The 17,552-nt window shown below is 32.4% G+C and carries 14 protein-coding genes; all 14 read right to left on the bottom strand.

What is annotated here, in order from left to right; all coding sequences use genetic code 11:
• Positions 1–399 precede the first annotated feature (399 nt).
• Entirely contained in the window at positions 400–6,249 is a 5,850-nt protein-coding gene (locus VFM92_RS16415; RefSeq protein ID WP_325123319.1) for a PKD domain-containing protein, read from the bottom strand.
• Entirely contained in the window at positions 6,246–7,361 is a 1,116-nt protein-coding gene (locus VFM92_RS16410; RefSeq protein ID WP_325123318.1) for a glycosyltransferase, read from the bottom strand. The genes VFM92_RS16415 and VFM92_RS16410 overlap by 4 nt, the downstream gene beginning before the upstream one ends.
• Positions 7,343–8,314 (bottom strand): class I SAM-dependent methyltransferase, encoded by a 972-nt coding sequence (locus tag VFM92_RS16405; protein ID WP_325123317.1) that lies wholly within the window; start codon positions 8,312–8,314, stop codon positions 7,343–7,345. Before VFM92_RS16405 ends, VFM92_RS16410 begins: the two co-directional genes overlap by 19 nt.
• Position 8,315: 1 nt before the next feature.
• Complete coding sequence (locus VFM92_RS16400; RefSeq protein ID WP_325123316.1) at positions 8,316–9,482, bottom strand: glycosyltransferase; 1,167 nt, start codon at positions 9,480–9,482, stop codon at positions 8,316–8,318.
• Positions 9,483–9,502: 20 nt separating this feature from the next.
• Positions 9,503–10,639, bottom strand: a complete 1,137-nt coding sequence (gene wecB, locus VFM92_RS16395; RefSeq protein ID WP_325123315.1) for a non-hydrolyzing UDP-N-acetylglucosamine 2-epimerase — start codon at positions 10,637–10,639, stop codon at positions 9,503–9,505.
• Entirely contained in the window at positions 10,632–11,756 is a 1,125-nt protein-coding gene (locus VFM92_RS16390; protein ID WP_325123314.1) for a polysaccharide pyruvyl transferase family protein, read from the bottom strand. The genes wecB and VFM92_RS16390 overlap by 8 nt, the downstream gene beginning before the upstream one ends.
• Positions 11,753–12,961: a glycosyltransferase gene (locus tag VFM92_RS16385; RefSeq protein ID WP_325123313.1), complete on the bottom strand. Its 1,209-nt coding sequence runs from the start codon at positions 12,959–12,961 to the stop codon at positions 11,753–11,755. The genes VFM92_RS16390 and VFM92_RS16385 overlap by 4 nt, the downstream gene beginning before the upstream one ends.
• Before the next feature lie 37 nt (positions 12,962–12,998).
• Entirely contained in the window at positions 12,999–14,372 is a 1,374-nt protein-coding gene (locus tag VFM92_RS16380) for a lipopolysaccharide biosynthesis protein (RefSeq protein WP_325123312.1), read from the bottom strand.
• Between the two features lie 627 nt (positions 14,373–14,999).
• Entirely contained in the window at positions 15,000–15,377 is a 378-nt protein-coding gene (locus VFM92_RS16375; protein ID WP_325123311.1) for a GxxExxY protein, read from the bottom strand.
• A gap of 274 nt (positions 15,378–15,651) precedes the next feature.
• Entirely contained in the window at positions 15,652–15,939 is a 288-nt protein-coding gene (locus VFM92_RS16370) for a nucleotidyltransferase family protein (RefSeq protein ID WP_325123310.1), read from the bottom strand.
• 240 nt (positions 15,940–16,179) lie between these two features.
• A complete protein-coding gene (locus VFM92_RS16365; RefSeq protein WP_325123309.1) occupies positions 16,180–16,347 on the bottom strand; it encodes a hypothetical protein in 168 nt (55 codons plus the stop codon).
• 156 nt (positions 16,348–16,503) lie between these two features.
• Positions 16,504–16,854 carry a type II toxin-antitoxin system PemK/MazF family toxin gene (locus tag VFM92_RS16360; protein WP_325123308.1) on the bottom strand — a complete coding sequence of 117 codons (351 nt, stop codon included), beginning with the start codon at positions 16,852–16,854 and terminating at the stop codon, positions 16,504–16,506.
• Positions 16,826–17,023: a hypothetical protein gene (locus VFM92_RS16355; RefSeq protein ID WP_325123307.1), complete on the bottom strand. Its 198-nt coding sequence runs from the start codon at positions 17,021–17,023 to the stop codon at positions 16,826–16,828. The genes VFM92_RS16360 and VFM92_RS16355 overlap by 29 nt, the downstream gene beginning before the upstream one ends.
• 149 nt (positions 17,024–17,172) lie before the next feature.
• Positions 17,173–17,328 (bottom strand): hypothetical protein, encoded by a 156-nt coding sequence (locus VFM92_RS16350; protein ID WP_325123306.1) that lies wholly within the window; start codon positions 17,326–17,328, stop codon positions 17,173–17,175.
• Positions 17,329–17,552 lie beyond the last annotated feature (224 nt).

The following is a 17,552-nucleotide window of genomic DNA, read 5'->3' as shown; positions in this document are numbered from 1 at the left end:
TTTTTAATGGGTTTCATGCATCAATATTTGCAAGGTTTCTGTCAGGAAAATACGAAAACTTGCAAAAAAATCAAAGCTTTTTATTAATTAAATAATTGATAATCAATGTATTAAATAGTTTTTAAGGGTCGACTAATTAGATCCTTTAGTTTTGGAAACTAAAGGAAGGATTCAGGTAGTAAAATAAAATAAATCAATTTGTTCGAAGCAGCTCCCCTACTTAAAAAAGGAGGGGTATCCGAAGGATGGGCTGGTTGTTAATAATTAAATACTTCCCCCCAGAATTTCAGATTGGTCCTGAAAAATAACCTTGGTTATTTTCTATTGTGTTCTTTTGTCACTTTTGTGGTGGAAATTTGCTTCCGATTATTGGGGTGTTTTACTAGTGCTTTTTCGAGCTTATCTGAAAATAATTTTTTGCACTTTTTCTTGACCTTGGTAACGGAAGCGAAGGAAGTAGATACCTGAACTTACATTATCCCGTTGGATTTGAAGTTCGTTATAACCTGCCTCTAATTCATAATTAAAAACTTTTACTTGTCGACCATTGGCATCTTCCATGCTAATACGCATCGAGCCACTTTCCGGAACTATCAATGGCACTGTAAACTGATTTATTGCTGGGTTAGGATAAGCATTAAGTATTTGATATTCGCTTTCTAAATTCGTACAGATTCTATTATTCTGCATATTGCTATCTTGATGCGCACCTGCAATGGGAATAGCGTTGATGCATATTTTGGATAATCCATTCAATTGTTCTTCCGTAAGCTTCAAACTCAAAGAAAAATTTCGATTTTTTTCAGGATACAAAGGGGCGCTTAGGGTTTCTGTAAGCGAATAAGAACCTAAGTTAATGTCTAAATCAATTCTTTCAGGCACTAAAGAACCTCTATTGCTGATATTTAAAATAAAAGTAGTGAACTCTCCATCTTCATTGATTCGTAAATTGCTAAGCGATAAATCCAGCCTTGGCTCCCGAACTCTAATTTGCTCATAATGGTTATCCGTACAGCCTGCTTCATTGGTTACGATTAAGCCGAGGAGGTAGGTGCCGGGTTGTTCGATGATGTAGTTTAGTTTTGGGGTAGAAGATATTGTATCGCCATTTAAAGTCCAAAAATAAGTTGACGAGTTGACAAGTTGGCGAGTTGAAAAGTTGAGGGAGGTGGGAAGTTGGAAGTTAGAAGTGGGAAGCGTGAAGTCCGAAGTTCTCCAATCACTATTCCCAGTTCCCTGTACTCTGTTCTTTCTACTATTTTCTCGATACTCTATACTTGATACTTCATACTCTTCCGCATTGAGATTTATCTCAAAAGGATACGCTCCCACATTCTGCTCTAATTCGAAAAAAGCGGATGGCGCTGCGCTGATGTCGATGGTTTTGCTAATGCTTTCTATGCAGCCGTTTTGGGTTTCTACTTCTAGGCTTAGACTGTATTCTCCACTATTCTCGAAAGTATAATTCAATTGCGCATTGGTAGAAATTACCTCTTCATTCAACATCCATCTATAATTTTTGATGCTGTTGCCATTTAAATTGGTGAGGTTTTCAAATGCAATGGCCTCTCCCGTGCAGGCGATGCCCCATGAAAAGTTAGGAACTGGCAGTTCATTGATGCTGAAAGTTTGCGTGGTCGTATTGCTGCAAAGATTCGCATTCTCCTGGCGATAGGTCAGTTGATAAGTACCGGCTTCTATAAAAAGAAAAGAAAAGCTTTCCGATTGACTGCTTTGAATTACCTCGCCCTGACTGTTTTGCAATTCCCAGAAATGAGCAATACTATTGGTGGTGTTCAGTGGACTAAAAAGCCTTGTTTCGCCCAGACAAGATTGCTCAAATTCAAATGTAGCTTCCGGAATGGAATTGACTATTATCATTTGCGTAGTGCTGCTTGTACAACCATCGGAAGTGGTGACTTGCAAACTTACTTCATAGCTACCGGCCGCTAGATAGCTATAAGTTGGATTTGCGTCCGTGGAAATATCAGATTGCGTTCCTGCAACTCCAAAATCCCAGAGGTAATCAGTAATATTGGATTGGGCGATATTGACTTGCTCCGCAAACAGAGTGGGTTGACCTGCACAAGCCACATCTGACTCAAAAGCCACCTCAGCTAAAGGCTGAATTTCCACTGACTGTGAAATGGTAAAATCACAACCATTGGTAGTGAAGGCTGTTAAAAGGACATTATAAACCCCTGCAGTATCGTAGCGGTGATTAGGGTTTGTTTGAGTTGATTGTGTGCCATCCCCAAAATCCCATTCAAAGCCTGCTAAAAAATCTCCCTGACTGGTATTTTCAAATTGCAGTATTTCTCCCAGGCAAGTATTGGCCACTTGAAAGGCAACTGATGGACCCGGATTAATGGTGATAGTGTCTATTTTTTCTATGGCACAACCCGCCATATTAATACTTTGACTGACAATATAATCTCCAGCTGCTGCATAAACATGCTCAGGATTTTCATTTGTGCTGGTATTTCCGTCTCCGAAATCCCAAAAGAAGCTAGCTTCGGTGGGTAAAACCGTTAAATTTTCAAAAATCAAGGGTTTTTGGGAGCACAGACTGCCTTGAGCAGCAGCCTGAAAATCCGGAACGGGTTCTTCAAACACTCTAATAGAATCAACAAAAAGATTATTGCAGCCAGCGGTATCAGTCACATTTAATTTAACAGCATAAGTACCTGCCGAAGCATAAGTATGGCTAGGATTTTCAAGCGAACTTTGAGTACCATCTCCAAAATCCCAATCATAAGTAGCTATTACGCCCTTTGTTGCTGAACTAAAATCAATCGGATTGCTAATACATAAATTCTCCCCTGTAGAAAAGCTAATGTCTGGCGCCTGATTGTTGGTGACTGTAATTTCTTTGGTGATGGAGGCTGAGTTTCCGTTGGGGTGGTAGGCGGTTAGGGTTATTGGGTAGGTGCCGGGTTGGGAGTAGGAGATGGTAGGATTTTTTATTAAACTTGAATTTATGGAAGCACTACAATTTGCCTCAAATAAAATCGACTGAAAATAATTTGATGAAATTAAATTCAAATACCGACCTGATGGACGGTTTGAAAATGAAAATGAAAAATTACTTGGTAAATTTGGTTGATTTATTTTAGTAATAGATGATGAATTCAGGTTGTTTAAATCCCAAACAGTAATTGGACTTGTGTCTGAACCTATTATCGCATAATAATTATCAAGTTCATTAAAAATCCTGATTTTTTTCGCTGACTCTAATCCTAGCGAATAATTTTCTTCTAATAAAGGAGTATTATCGAAGTTACTGCCGAAATTAAATCTTGTAAGATTTCCATTCCCCTGAGAAACAATATAAACCAACCAATTACCATCATGATTTAATGTTGTAATACCCGTAGGTAAATCTAATTGGGAATAACGACCATAAATGCTAATATCATTAATATCGAAACTAGCTTCTAAAGAAGCGTTTAATTTAAGTATAGCAAACTTATCGTTATTATAACCACTAGCTAATAGAAAATAATTCCCTTGATCTTTCACTAAATCTAATCCCCTCGTCCTACCTGGATTAAGCACCCCTATGTTTTCGTATGTTGGGAAATTGTTTGTTATATCATGACCAAAATTAACTCTTGTTATGCCGTAGTCAACATCAAGATGGCCAATAAAAGCAACCCAATTACCATTATAGTTTTCCATAATTACGATAGCTTCAGGGTTTAATAAAGTCCCTTTCAAATCCCCTAAATCGACTATTGTGGGCGTGGAAATTAATGAACTACCAAAATCCAACCTAAACAGATTCGAACCTTTTAGAACGAACCCAAAATAATTATCATTATGATAAACTAATTCCATTCCTTTGCTATTATTGGCATTAAATGGAGTGCTATTAGCCAATACTGCAGTACTATCAAAATCACCAATACAAAAATCCCATTCATAGTTTTCCGTATTTATTGAAGAATTTTCAGTCGATACAAGTTCGTTTAAACAAGCCTCTGATTGTAAATCAAAATTGGCTGTGGGAAATTCGGAGACTTTTACATTAATATTTTTAGCTTTATTAAAAACACACCCAGATGCAGTAGTCACTTGAAGTTGCAATTCATATTCACCAGCTGATAAAGTAAACTCAGCGGTTTCATTTGATTGAATGTTAGAATTAATTACCCATTGATAACTTAAATTTTGTGTACTATCAAAACTATCTAACCAGTCTATAGAGGCTGTAAATGGAAGGTTTTCAATTGCTTCAGTAAATAGGATACTGTCAATAACTTGTTCAAATACCAAAATAGTTTGAGCAGTAGAATTTTCACATCCTGAAGCATTTCTCACAGTCAAATTCACTTCATATTCACCTGGAACAGCAAAATTAGTCAGTGGATTTTCCTCTGTGGATGTTTCTCCATTACCAAAATCCCAAGCATAGTTGGTAATGTTGGCTCCATTACTTAAGTTAGTAAACTGAATATCTTCTCCAAGGCAATTGCTATCATAGGTAAAATCAGGTTGGGGGCCATCAATGACTGACAAGGTGGTTTGAAAAGTTTGTATACATCCTAGTACATTAGCTTCTAAAACAATGGTTTTAGTGCCCTCCGTTTCAAAAATAAAAGAAGGATTCTCTTCAATCGAACTCCCTTCTCCATTGAAGTCCCAGTACCAGTTAATAGTTTCACTATAATCACCTATTGTTGTGTTTAAAAAATCAATAGCTTCAAAAGTGCAATATTCCGTTTTAGTGGTTGAAAACTCTGGAACAGGTTCGGCAAGTATTTCTAATTCCTTTGCATAGGTATTGGTACAACCGTTATCACTTTCTAACGCAAGCGTAATAGTATATCCTCCTGCGCTAGCATATTGATGGGAAGGAGAAACTGCAGTACTGCTATTGCCGTCACCAAAATCCCAAGCATAAGAGACAATAGTATCTGTGGTGCTAAATTCAAAAGATATTTCGTTAGCTATGCAGTATGACTCATTAAGAAGTAAATTTCCAGTTGGTGCATTATCAGAGGTAATGTTTATTTCTTTAGTGATGGTTGAGGAATTGCCTAATGTATCACTTGCAGTAAGGGTTATTGAATATATTCCAGCAGATGAATAAGAAAATACAGGTTCATACTCCGTTCTTATGGGACTTGAATTACCACAATTATTTTGAAAATCAACTCTAACCAAATTTTTTTGATCAAGATTAAAATTAAAGATGTGTAATTGGCTTTCTTCTTGGACTAAATCTAAGGCAAAGTTGCTATTTGATGTGAATTCAGTGACTGATAATTGTGTAGCAGTAAAATCAAAGTTTATAATATCACCTATAAAATCAATTCTATGAAATACTCCCAAGGCTCCCTGAACAAATCCATGAAAGTTACTGCTCTCCTGAACTAATGCGATATTAGAAGGAAAGCTTAAACCCATCCCAGTTGTATTTAGAGGGTTTATAGCAGGTGCGTTATCTAATTTATCACCAAAATTTAATGAAAAAAGTTTATTATTATAAGACAATAATACGCCCACCCAAGTATCACAAGTTTTTAATAAGGATAAGCCTCGTAAAGTGGTGCTTCCGCTTACAGCTACAACTTCTACAATAGGATTATCTTCTAATAAGTTATTTTCGAATTTTAGCTTTATTAATTGATCAGAATTTGAGACAAATAGATAATATTTACCCTTATCATAAAGAGACAATACATGATTTGGATTTGAAATAACCCCAAAATTACCCAAGTCTGTGGTAGTCGGATTATTATTCTCGATACCATCTTTAAACTCTATATTAATTAAATTACCTCCACTAGTATTAGCAACAATCAGATTCCATGTCCCATCAATATTAATTGCATCTAGATCAAAAGCTCCTTGTAAAAGCCCATTTGGATTTCCTAAATTCTCAAAAGTTGGTATATTATTTAAATCCTGTCCAAAGCTAAGCTTAATAAGGTTATTTGATGATTGACTTATTGCAAAACCATACCAGTTCGAACTCTCCTTAATTACTTTAATTGTTCTGGCTCTGAAAAATTCATTGTTATTTAAAACTGATTCCGCATTTGGAATAACTGATAAATCATCTGAACACAAATCCCACTTGTATGAAATCGCATTTGAACTATTGTTTGTGGCAGTAATGTTTTGATCAATACAAGCAGAAGTGGGAATGTCAAAATCAGGAGTTGGACATTGAGAAAAGCTTAATGTATTGTTTAAAAAATGTAGAAGTAAAAAAAATAAAAAAGCTCCTCTAATTATCATAGATTTGAATATAGGTCAGATAATTCTTTTGCTGATTTAATGCTATCGTATTTTTTTGCAATTAAAGCTGCATTATTAGATAATTCTTTTAAAACATTTATATTTTCATATAAGTTTCTCATTTGTTCTCTCATTTCTTTCAAATCACCTTTATTAACTAAAATACCATTGAAATTATGATTAACTAGTTCTTCTGGACCACCACATTTCGTAGCAATTACAGGTGTCCCATATATCATACTTTCTAAAGTTACCATTGAGAATGATTCGGATTCCGAGAATACCAGTGTCACATCGGCTTTGGAATATAGTGAAGGCATATTCTTAACAAAGTTTAAAAATTCTATCTGATGATTTCGGTTACCCTTATTTACTATTTCTTGTAATTCTTCTTTATATGTTATGTTGCTTTTTAGATCCATATCACTCCCTGCAAAATATAATTTAACTTTATCAGTGGGCTTGAATTCGTCACAAAAAGCTTGGATCGCGTAATTTTGTCCTTTCCCATAAATAAAATTAGCGGGAAATAAAAATACAAATGGTTCTTCGCCATCATGGTTTTTCTTAATATTGGCTTTTATTACTGGGTCATAAACAACTTCTTTTTTTGAGGAATCTGGTAGTGAATTGAATACTGCTTTAGACACACATATAACTTTATCGCTAAATCTTATAATTAATTTTGATAGTAATTTATATATTTTCCTGATATACGAATCTGGCAACAACCTTACATGATATAAAACATGAATTTTCGAGTCAAATAATTTCAAAATGACACCTGTCATATTGTATAAATCATTTACATGAATTATATCAATTTTGTGCTTTGTAATTATTCGATATAACTTAAATGAATTGAACAAAAGCAATGGTAGGTATAATATAAGGCTCAAGTTCTTTTGTATCTCAAGAAATTTAACGGAATGAGTATTAAACCCAAGAGCTTTAATTTCTTTGCTTAATCTTTTTGAAGAAATAGCATAATGAAAGTCAAACTCACTTTTTAAACAATTGCTAAAGGTGATAATTGAATTATATGCTCCAGTTATATCTTTAGAATTATCGATTATCAAAACCTTCTTTCTTATCACTTCTTTCTTATCCAAAATGACCCTGGTATCCTTTTAGTATCTTTTCCAAGTACTGGGAATGCCTTATAAATTTCTTTTGGGAATTGATTAGTCATAAAAGTCATTGCTAATATAACTTCAAAACTATCATTATAAGACAAAAAAGCTTCCAATAAATACTGCTCATTCCATAATCTAAATTCTTCTTTTAACCAATCTTGGGGGTAATCAAATGGGGTAAATATATCATGGAAATGGATTAATACACCACTATTTAGATTTGGGAGAATTTCAAAAATTTCATATAATACATCACCATTAGGTCTAATTATATGCGAGGAGTCAATAAAGAGTATATCGTTTTTTTTAAGTTTTTTGAATGTTTCATTTTTAATATTCTCTACTTTCTCTCTTATCAGTTTAATATTCAAATTATCTAACCAAGGCATTTCGTAGGGTTCAATACAAATCAAATCTGTGTTTGTTAAGTTGTCCTGATTATTCTTGTTTATTGCTTCAAATGCGATGAGAGTAGAAAATCCACTTCCTATTTCGATGATATTACTTGGTTGAAATTTTCTAATCATAGAATAATAGCATTCAGAATCACCCGAAGGGTAAGATCCATTATCATAATAATATTTTCCTGATTTAGGTGTATTATTTGAGATTGAAATTAGTTCTTTTTGGTACGAAAACGAACGCAATAAATCAAGTTGAAAAGCATCCTGGAAATTTATTCCTAATATTTTTCTTTTTTTCTGTTTATAATCCCTAAAATCGAATCTAGGCTCATAATAATGGTTGACAATAGGGAAAAAACCAAGTTTAAAAAAAATGCTCTTTGTAACTGGGAAATGCTTAAGCCCAATAAATTTTAAAACCTTAAACCATAAACCAGAAACAATAGTTAAAGGAGAAAAAAGGACGTCAATTGGTAGGGATAAAACATTTAATTTTTTGAGTATTAACTTAATAAATGTCATCATGTTAATTTTCAATTAAGCTTTCCCATTTTTCTAAAATATCTGATTTATTAAATTGTTTTGCTCTCACTAGGCTTTTAATTCCTAATTTTTCTTGCATTACTTTATTATTTAATAGCTCTGATATTTTATTACTCCATAATTCAATAGCCTGTTCATTTTTTGGGATATCCAGTAATATTCCATATTTAGCTTTTTCCTTATTTTTAACTAAGATTTCGGCTGGTCCATAAGGACAATCTGAAGCAACCACAGGAAGAGAACAAGCCATTGCCTCTAATAAAGAATTGCCAAAACCTTCATGCAGCGATGGTAAAACATAAATAGACGCCCTATTAATAAGAGCAATTGGATTTGGTTGATAGCCTAAAAAATAAACATTTTTATTTTGGGGTTCGTTTAGTCCCTTATTCACCCAAAATGTTATTCCTAAACTTTTACACTTGTCAATTAAATTACTTTTTTGCTCCCCTTCTCCAATAATAACGTATTTTGTATTAGGATGATTTTTAAGAATATTTGCAAATATATCAAGCATGTATTCGTAGCCTTTTTCTTTGGCTAATCTGCTATGGCTAACTAAAACCGGGCTATTAGTAAAAATGGATAGTAATCTTTCTTCCAATTCTTCCTCAGCTAGTCCTTTAATTTGATCTGTTTCAATCCAATTATGAATTACCTCTATAGGGTTATTTATTTTGTAGTTATTTATTAACTCATTTTTAATTCCATAATTCAGGGAAATCAAATTATCTGCTTTCTTATAAATAAAAGGTATCAATATTTTATGTCGAATAAACCCGATTAAGCCTCTTATGTTTTGATCATGAATTTTAGATCCACGTATGCTTAAAATAATCTTTTCTTCGTTTCTTCTTGACAATGTATTTATATAATCTGCACCCTCTAAGAAACTAATACTGACTTGTGGACATAGCTTATTTTTGATTTTTTTTAATCGGTTTATTCGTCTAATGAAATTAATGGATTTTTGAAAATTACTTAAACCAGAGTCAATATTAAGTGAAACTATTTTACCACCTACTGGATAGGAAGGTTTTCTTAATAAATTAAAGACCACTACTGTAAGATCATATTTTTTACTAAGCTCAACACTTAAGGCACTAAAAGATTTTTCTGCTCCTCCAAAACCGAACTCAGGTATAATCATCAGAATAGGTCTCAATATTCCTACTTTAGATTTTCTGTTTCAATTAGTTGATCAACAATTTTTTTTGATGCATTGCCATCACCATAAGGGTTACAACTTTTTATGAATGACTGATAATAACTTTCATCATTCAACAACTTTTCAACTTCCTTCTGAATATCTTTAGGTGAAGTCCCAATTAATTTTGCACATCCCGATTCTATTCCTTCCTGGCGCTCTGTTGTATCCCTTGTAACAAGAACGGGGATATTTAAACTTGGAGCCTCTTCCTGAATGCCACCAGAATCAGTAATTACCAAATAAGTTTTTGATAAGGTATATATCATAACATCATAAGACAAAGGATTTATCAAACATATATTTGAATAGTCTTTGAGCATTCTATGAACTGGCTCTATGACATTAGGATTCAAATGGACAGGGTATAAAAATATATTCCGAGGGAATTTCTTAGCTAAAAATTGTAATGATTTACAAATGTTCTCTATTCCTTCACCAAAATTTTCCCTTCTATGCCCTGTTATTAAGATGAGTTTATTATAGTTGTCAATTAGAGAATCAATTTCTAAGTATGATTCCCTTTTTTCGGAATTTTTGATTTTATTAATAGTAAAAAAAAGGGCATCTATAACTGTATTTCCACTGACATATATTTCCCCAGCAGCTCTTTCATTTCTAAGATTAGACGCTGAGAGGTCTGTTGGAGCAAAATTTAGATAACTGATAGCACTTATAATTTTTCTGTTTCCTTCTTCAGGATAAGGGGATTCATTATTAAATGATCTTAAGCCAGCCTCTATATGTATTACCCTAATTTTATTGTAAAATGCAGCTAATGCAGCCGACATAGCCGTAGTTGTATCCCCTTGGACTATTACATAATCAGGGTTTATTTTATGGAATAATGATGAACATTCTTTAATAATTTTAGATGAGAGTAAAGACAATGTTTGGTTTGCTTGCATCAAATCTAAATTATAATCGGGGATGAAATCAAAATAATCATATAATCCATCAAGCAAACCTTTGTGTTGCCCCGTTGATATCCAGGAGATTTCAAACTTCTCCCGTCTTTCTAATTCCTTTAACAACGGAAAAAGTTTAATAACCTCTGGTCTAGTCCCAGCAATAATTATGATTCTAATTTTATTATTCATACTTGCTTAGCTGCTCTTTCATAATATTTAAATCTGAAATTATCCTTTCCTGATTTAACTCGGCATCTAATTGAGCATTTTTATTTAGTTGATCAATTTTTTGAAAAGAATCCTGAACTTTTTCCACTAAAAAAGATGGGCTAAAATTATTCGACATAAGCTGATAAGAATTTTCTAGCATTCGCTGAACTGTTCCTAATTTTGGTTCAATTTCGATGCAAATACCTGGAATCCCTAAACAAGCAGATATAATTGCCCCATGTGCCCTACTGGTGATAGAAAATCTACATTCACTTAGCTGTTCCATAAAATAACTTAGCTTCATCTTATTAGGGGACCAAATTATTAATTGAAGGGATAAATCATTAATACATTTTATATAATGCTTATCAGCATTTTCATCAAAGGAAAAAAACCTTAAACTATACCCTTTATCTTTTAATGCATTTATGGTTGCAAGAAATGTTTTAATATGATAGTGATTATCATAGCTCCAATCTCTAAGAATTATTGCTAAGTCTATTTGCTTCTTATTAATAGATATGGTAAGTTTATTCAACCATGCGTCTCTATGAAAAGCTATATCTGTAGACTGGAATGTTTGATAATCAAAATTATATTCTCTCAAATTAAATATACTCTCCTGATCTCTTAGAAAAAGTAAATCATATGTAGATAAACTCAATATTGACTTATGGAATTTATTAGAACTTTTCGTAAAAGTACCTATACCAACTCCAAATCCTAGCCTATTTTTATATGTGACACGTTTTTTGCAGAGGATTTTCAATAAGAAATTATAAATAATTGTATAAATATTAATTCCAATCGTATTAATAATAAAGTTAAGGAATCTGTATTTAAATCCAGATTCCTTAAAATCAAAATATATACCACCACCCCCATGAACAATCCAATCTACATTAATTCTACTTGCAGATGTAATTATAGATTTTGGTTGAATCAGTTCATTAATATACTTAGAGTTTTTACTTTCAGTTACTATAATAACTTGTGGAGATTTAAACATTTCAGTAATTATTTTCTCTGCTGTAATTAATAAAATGTCATCTCCCAAATTCCCAAACCCATAATAACCTGTCAATGCAATTTTCATATGTTTGATGTAGAGTTAATCCATTCCTTTAGTTTAGAAATATTATTCTTCAATTCATATTCTACAGGTATATATGAATTACTGAAAAAATCTTTGTCTTTGTTATTAAAGTTTTCTAGGCATTTCAATAAATACTCAGCTAAAGAATCCGTCATTTCAGAATTAAAGCATTTCCCACCACTTTTCTCTACAAGCTCACATGTAGAACTAGTTTTTCTAGTAATGGCTATTATTTTCTTTCCCGAAATAAGATAATCTAAAACTTTTGAGGGCAAAAACATGTCATATCTTGGATCAGTCTCTAATGAATCAATTACTAAAAGTATGTGTGCTTGATTTTGTAGATTTTTCGATTCTTTTTGAGTAACATGCCCTAAATACTTTATAATGTCAGTATTTTCTTCCAACAATTTTTTACTTAATTCATCTGCGAAACCAGCAAAAATGAATTCAATTTTTTCGTGAATATCAGGAACTAAAGTTCTTAGTTTTGTTAGTGCAGCGATAAATAGAAAAGGATTTCTTGTCCCATATAACCTTCCAGTAAAGACTATTTTCATTTTACCATCAAAACTATGGTCTACAATAGAAATATCATTTGCGTCATAAACATTGGGTAACCACCTAAATTTGGAAATAATATTTGGATATTTTCTAGAATAAAAATCAATAGTTTTTTTTGATGTAAAAGTAATTATATCCGCATTTTCAAAACATTGTTTTTCCCAATGAGTATCAATAGCCTTTATGTTTTTTGGTCTATTGTAAAAAGGGTTATCTATCCAAGGGTCACTTAAATGCATAATCCAAGGCACATTATATTTATTTTTTAATTTTAGTGCTAGGACTGCTGAACTAAATGGCGTGGATCTAGAAATAATTATATCAGGTCGCTTTATTTTTTTTATAGAAAAATAAGGTAGCCAATGAAAGTACCCATAATGATCAGGTGAAGTTAAGGAAGGGACTATTTTTTCTAATATTTTAATTAGATTGAATGGGAGGCTGGCTACTTCAATAGTTGATTTTACGTAATTCAAATAATGTAATAAGCCCTTATCTTCAGGAGCCCAGCCTTTTTGCGAAGCTGTAGTAAGTAAGGTCATATTATACTTTCTACTTAGGGATTTTATAAATTTCCCAGTTTGGATACTTTCTGGAGAATTTTTAGGAGGTGCGGAAATACTAATAAATAAAACCTTCACTATTCTACAAAATTGATATTATGAAAATATTTAAGTCTCACTTTATAAATAGTAGATAAGATGAATAAAAAATTAATCCAATTATTAACAAACTAAAAAAAACATGCTTAACGGAAATATATTTAACCTTAATAAATGTGAAAAATATCAATAATAGATCTTTAATAGCTATACCAATAGCTATCAACAAAATAAAATCTCTAAATATCAAATTTTTATAGACACCAGTAATAATCATACAAATGAATATGATTGAACCGACAATGCTAGCGTAGAATTGGACTTTCTCCTTCCTTATAACCATCAGCACAGGCCCTATAACTGTACCTACTAATTGCAATGCTAAAGAAATGGATAGTAACTGAGCAACTTCTCCAGCAAATGTCCATTTACTACCTGCTACAAAAGTAAATATTTGGTTTCCAAAGCTAAAGACAATACTATATCCTATTGATGCCACAATAGTAATTAAATAAAATAAGTTGATAAGTTGTTTTTTAAAAAGTAGTAAATCTTTAGAATTATAGGTTTCACTAGCTTTTTGAAAATATACTTTTCCTATTGAAAATCCGATGACCTGAACAGGAATACCTAGTAAACTCATTGCTAATGAATAATAGCCTAATTCTTCTGATAGATATACATAGCTGATTACAAAAACTGGTGCATGAATGGATAACTGATTTAAAATAGTAGTTGGGAAAATATATGTCGGATAATTTTTATAATCTTTAGCTGTGGCTATCAGCTTATTTTTTTTTATATCACTAAATAAATTAGTAAAGAAAGTTTTTACTTCCCTATTTAATAACAAAAATGTGTTTAAAACTCTAATGATTACTTCACCAGATATTAACCCATATATAACTGAACCAAAATTATATCCTATAAATAAAACAACTCCTTTTCCCCCACCAACTGAAAAAAGCTTTGCAATTGCATTTACTTTAAATTCCTTCTTATAAATATTTAATTTATCAGCTATCAATTGAAGTATACTAAATAAGCCTAGGATAGGTAAAAGATAGAGATAATTTGATATCTTATTTAAATTAAATAAATGAACGATTGATGTTTTAAACAATGAAATTAGTACTAATAGTATAGCAGTTATTAAAACAGCAATCACAAGTACAACTCTCGCAAGTCTATAAAATTCTGCTTTTGATTTGGTTAGCAGTAGTGCACTAGCATAATTAAATGACATTATGCTCGAAATGAAAGCAAGTAAAGCATTGAACAATGCAAAAGCCCCATAATCCTCTGGATTGTATATTCGTGTTATAAAAGGGGTAAATAAAAAACCAATTAAATATGCACCTATTGCTCCACTTGCAAAAACAGATGAGTTTCTAATAAAGGACCCTTTAAAAAATAAGCCATTTTTAAAATTAAAATAGAGTTGTTTCAATAGCTATGCTGAAATAATGATTTTTTGAAACTTTTTTTGTGACTAAATAATGGAATTAAGTAATGAAAATAAAAAGATTATGGGGATTTCAAAAAATTGCGAATCTTAGCTATCATAAAAAAGGGGCATTTTAATTAAAGGGAAGTTAGGTAAGGAGTTGTGTATATTGAAATGATAAATTGTATAAATAGACCTAATATTAATTACCAAACATTAATTCAGTAGATCGATTGTTGCTCTCAATTTATCCAATTCACTTCAAATAAACTTTAGGCTCCAAGATCAAGAATATGTCGAAAGTCTCCTAGCTTTTTATGGCCAATGATGTAATGCTTGCCTAAGCCTTGTACGCTGATGGCGGTGTCTGTCATGTTTTGTTTGTTTTCTCGCTAAGTTTTTTTTTGAAAGCCTAAGGCTTTTAAATATTCTCGCAGAGCCGCGGAGCCGCAGAGTTTTACGCAACGTTAATATTTGATTTCTGTGAGCTGGTCTTATCGTTATGTTGCATTCTGTTTTTAATAATTATAACATCTTTTAATTTTCCTTTGCGAGGCCTCAGCGAGCTCTGCGGCTTGGCGAGAGTCGCCCTTCGGCTTTAGCCGAATGAATCTATCTCATTGCGAGGAATCATAAGCCGTTTACTATTCTTTTGATGCCGTCTTTCAACATGTTTTCATTGAAGTTCATCAGAAGTCCCAGTTTGATATCACTTAACTTTAAATAAGTCAATAATTGCTTTTTATGAACTGCTTGTAATGATTCTACTGATTTCAATTCTATGATTACTTTATCTTCTACTATCAAATCAGCTTTGAAACCTAAATCCATTTGATGATTGTCCCAATTGACTGCAATAATGGGTTGTCTTTTGACCTCTAAACCTTCTTTTTCCAGTTCGTAGCTTAAAACTTCTTCATATACTGATTCGAACAATCCTGGCCCTAGCTTGCTATGGATGTTGAAACTACAATCGAGTATTTTTTGACTGATATCATTTTCGGTCATTTTATCTTTGGGTTTTGGTTTTCTTAGGATTTAATTAAATTCTTATGGTTTTTAAGATCTCTCGCTAAGCTAAAGTTTTGGTCGCTTGCGCTCTATGATTTTCTCGCAGAGCCGCGGAGACGCAGAGCTTTACGCAACGTTAAAAAATTTAAAAGAAATATTTGTTGTTTAAAACCTTGTCTGTTTTTATTTAACTTATTTATTTTCTTTGCGAGGCCTTCGCGTCTCTGCGGCTTGGCGAGAGTCGCCTCAAGCCTTTGGCTTGTTTTAGCTTTCATAGGTAATGAGCTTCATCAAGAATATTTTGCTTTATCAATTCTTTTAAAGCATTTGGGGTCACTAAATCTACTTTTTTTCCAAGTTGAGTTTCTAAATAATCTTGCAAATCAAAAAATGACCAGCCAATTGGTTTTTGAAATGAAACTAATATATCAATATCCGATTCTGGTTTTTGCATACCTTTTGCGTATGAACCAAAAATAGCTAATTGCTCTACTGAATATTTTTCTTTCAATTCAGTTTTCAAGGCTGTAAGCTTAGAATATAACTGTTCAGAGGTCATCTTATATGAAAATTAATTTTTTGAAATAAAATAAGTTGATAGATATTACAATTTACCTATTCAAGAGCATTAATCTTTTCTATTAGTTTTTCTTTTATTGTCATAATTTAATTTAACAATGTTTTGGTTGTGAGAGTTCTACCATTCAAATATCCAGCCGTAGGTTATAAAGTTAAATGATGGGGTTCAGCTTCGAATCTTTATGTTTATTTCATTTCCTAATATAATAGATTTACTAAATTAATATCTCATATCAATACAGATTCCAATAACTTCTTTCTCGCTGGCATCGGGCTTGAAAATGTTTTTCAGTTTATTGCCGATGGCATGACGAAAGTCTCCTTCCTTTTTATGTCCGATGATGTAATGCTTGCCTAAGCCTTGTACGCTGATGGCGGTGTCTGTCATGGTTTGTTTTTTGATTTCCTAGTTAGGGTTTTCTGCTTCAAATAACACCCCTATAGTCCCCTCAAGGGGACAGTCGTACGGATTGTATTAAGAAGCAAATTTTAAGACCATTTTTAATTCTTAATCAGAATAAGCACAATAAGAGTAGAGTTTGCGCTACGTTAATATTATATTAAGAAAAGCATCAAGTATATTCTGATCTTTGCTATCTAATCTGCCTAATTTTTCAATAACGGTCTTTTGTTCTATAGTAGCTATAGCAGATTTTAAAATAGATGGCTTGAGTAATCCAGCCAATTCCCAATTAATAATTTCTGGTTCAAATTCCAATTTGTTTTTGATACTACTTGATATTGCCAAAACAATCAAATCCTCTCTTTTGGAATTATTGAAGAGATCACCAGATATAATAATTGCTGGTCGGGCTTTTGTTTCCGTCTGTGATGAAAACGGAAATCTTATGACCACTACATCATACCTACCTAACGAATTGATTATAGATGTCATCTTCTGTATTATCCCAAACTTTTTTTAAACTCTGCTCAGATGCTGCTCTGAAGACATTATCTTCTTCCTGTGATTCCAGATAAGAAAGATAGTTATAAGCTTCATTTAGCAACTTTTCTTGCTTTTCCAGCGCATTAATCTTCTCTATTAGTTTTTCTTTTATTGTCATAATTTAATTTAACAATGTTTTGGTTATGAGAGTTCTACAATTCAAATATCCAGCTTTAGGCTGTAAAGATAAATTTTGGAGTTCAGCTTCGAATCTTTATGTTTATTTCATTTCCTAATATAATAGATTTACTAAATTAATATCTCATATCAATACAGATTCCAAAAGACTTCTTTCTCGCTGGCATCGGGCTTGAAAATGTTTTTCAGTTTATCGCCTAAAGCATGGCGGAAGTCGCCTTGCTTCTTATGGCCAATAATGTATTGCTTGCCTAAGCCTTGTACGCTGATGGTGGTGTCTGTCATGTCTTGTTTGTTACCTAGCTAAGTTTAATTTTGTTGAAAGCCAAAGGCTTTTAAATATTCTCGCAGAGCCGCGGATCTGCCTGTCGGCATACAGGGACGCAGAGTTTACGCAACGTTAATATTTCATTTCTGTGAACTTATCTTATCGTTATGTTGCATTCTGTTTTTAATAATTATAAAGTTTCTCTAATTTTTCTTTGCGAGGCCTCTGCGGCTCTGTGAGA

This window comes from Marivirga sp. (assembly GCF_035704835.1).
Taxonomy (GTDB): Bacteria; Bacteroidota; Bacteroidia; order Cytophagales; family Cyclobacteriaceae; genus Marivirga.
The sequence above is the reverse complement of the archived record's forward strand: the minus strand, read 5'-3'. Positions and strand labels throughout refer to the sequence as shown.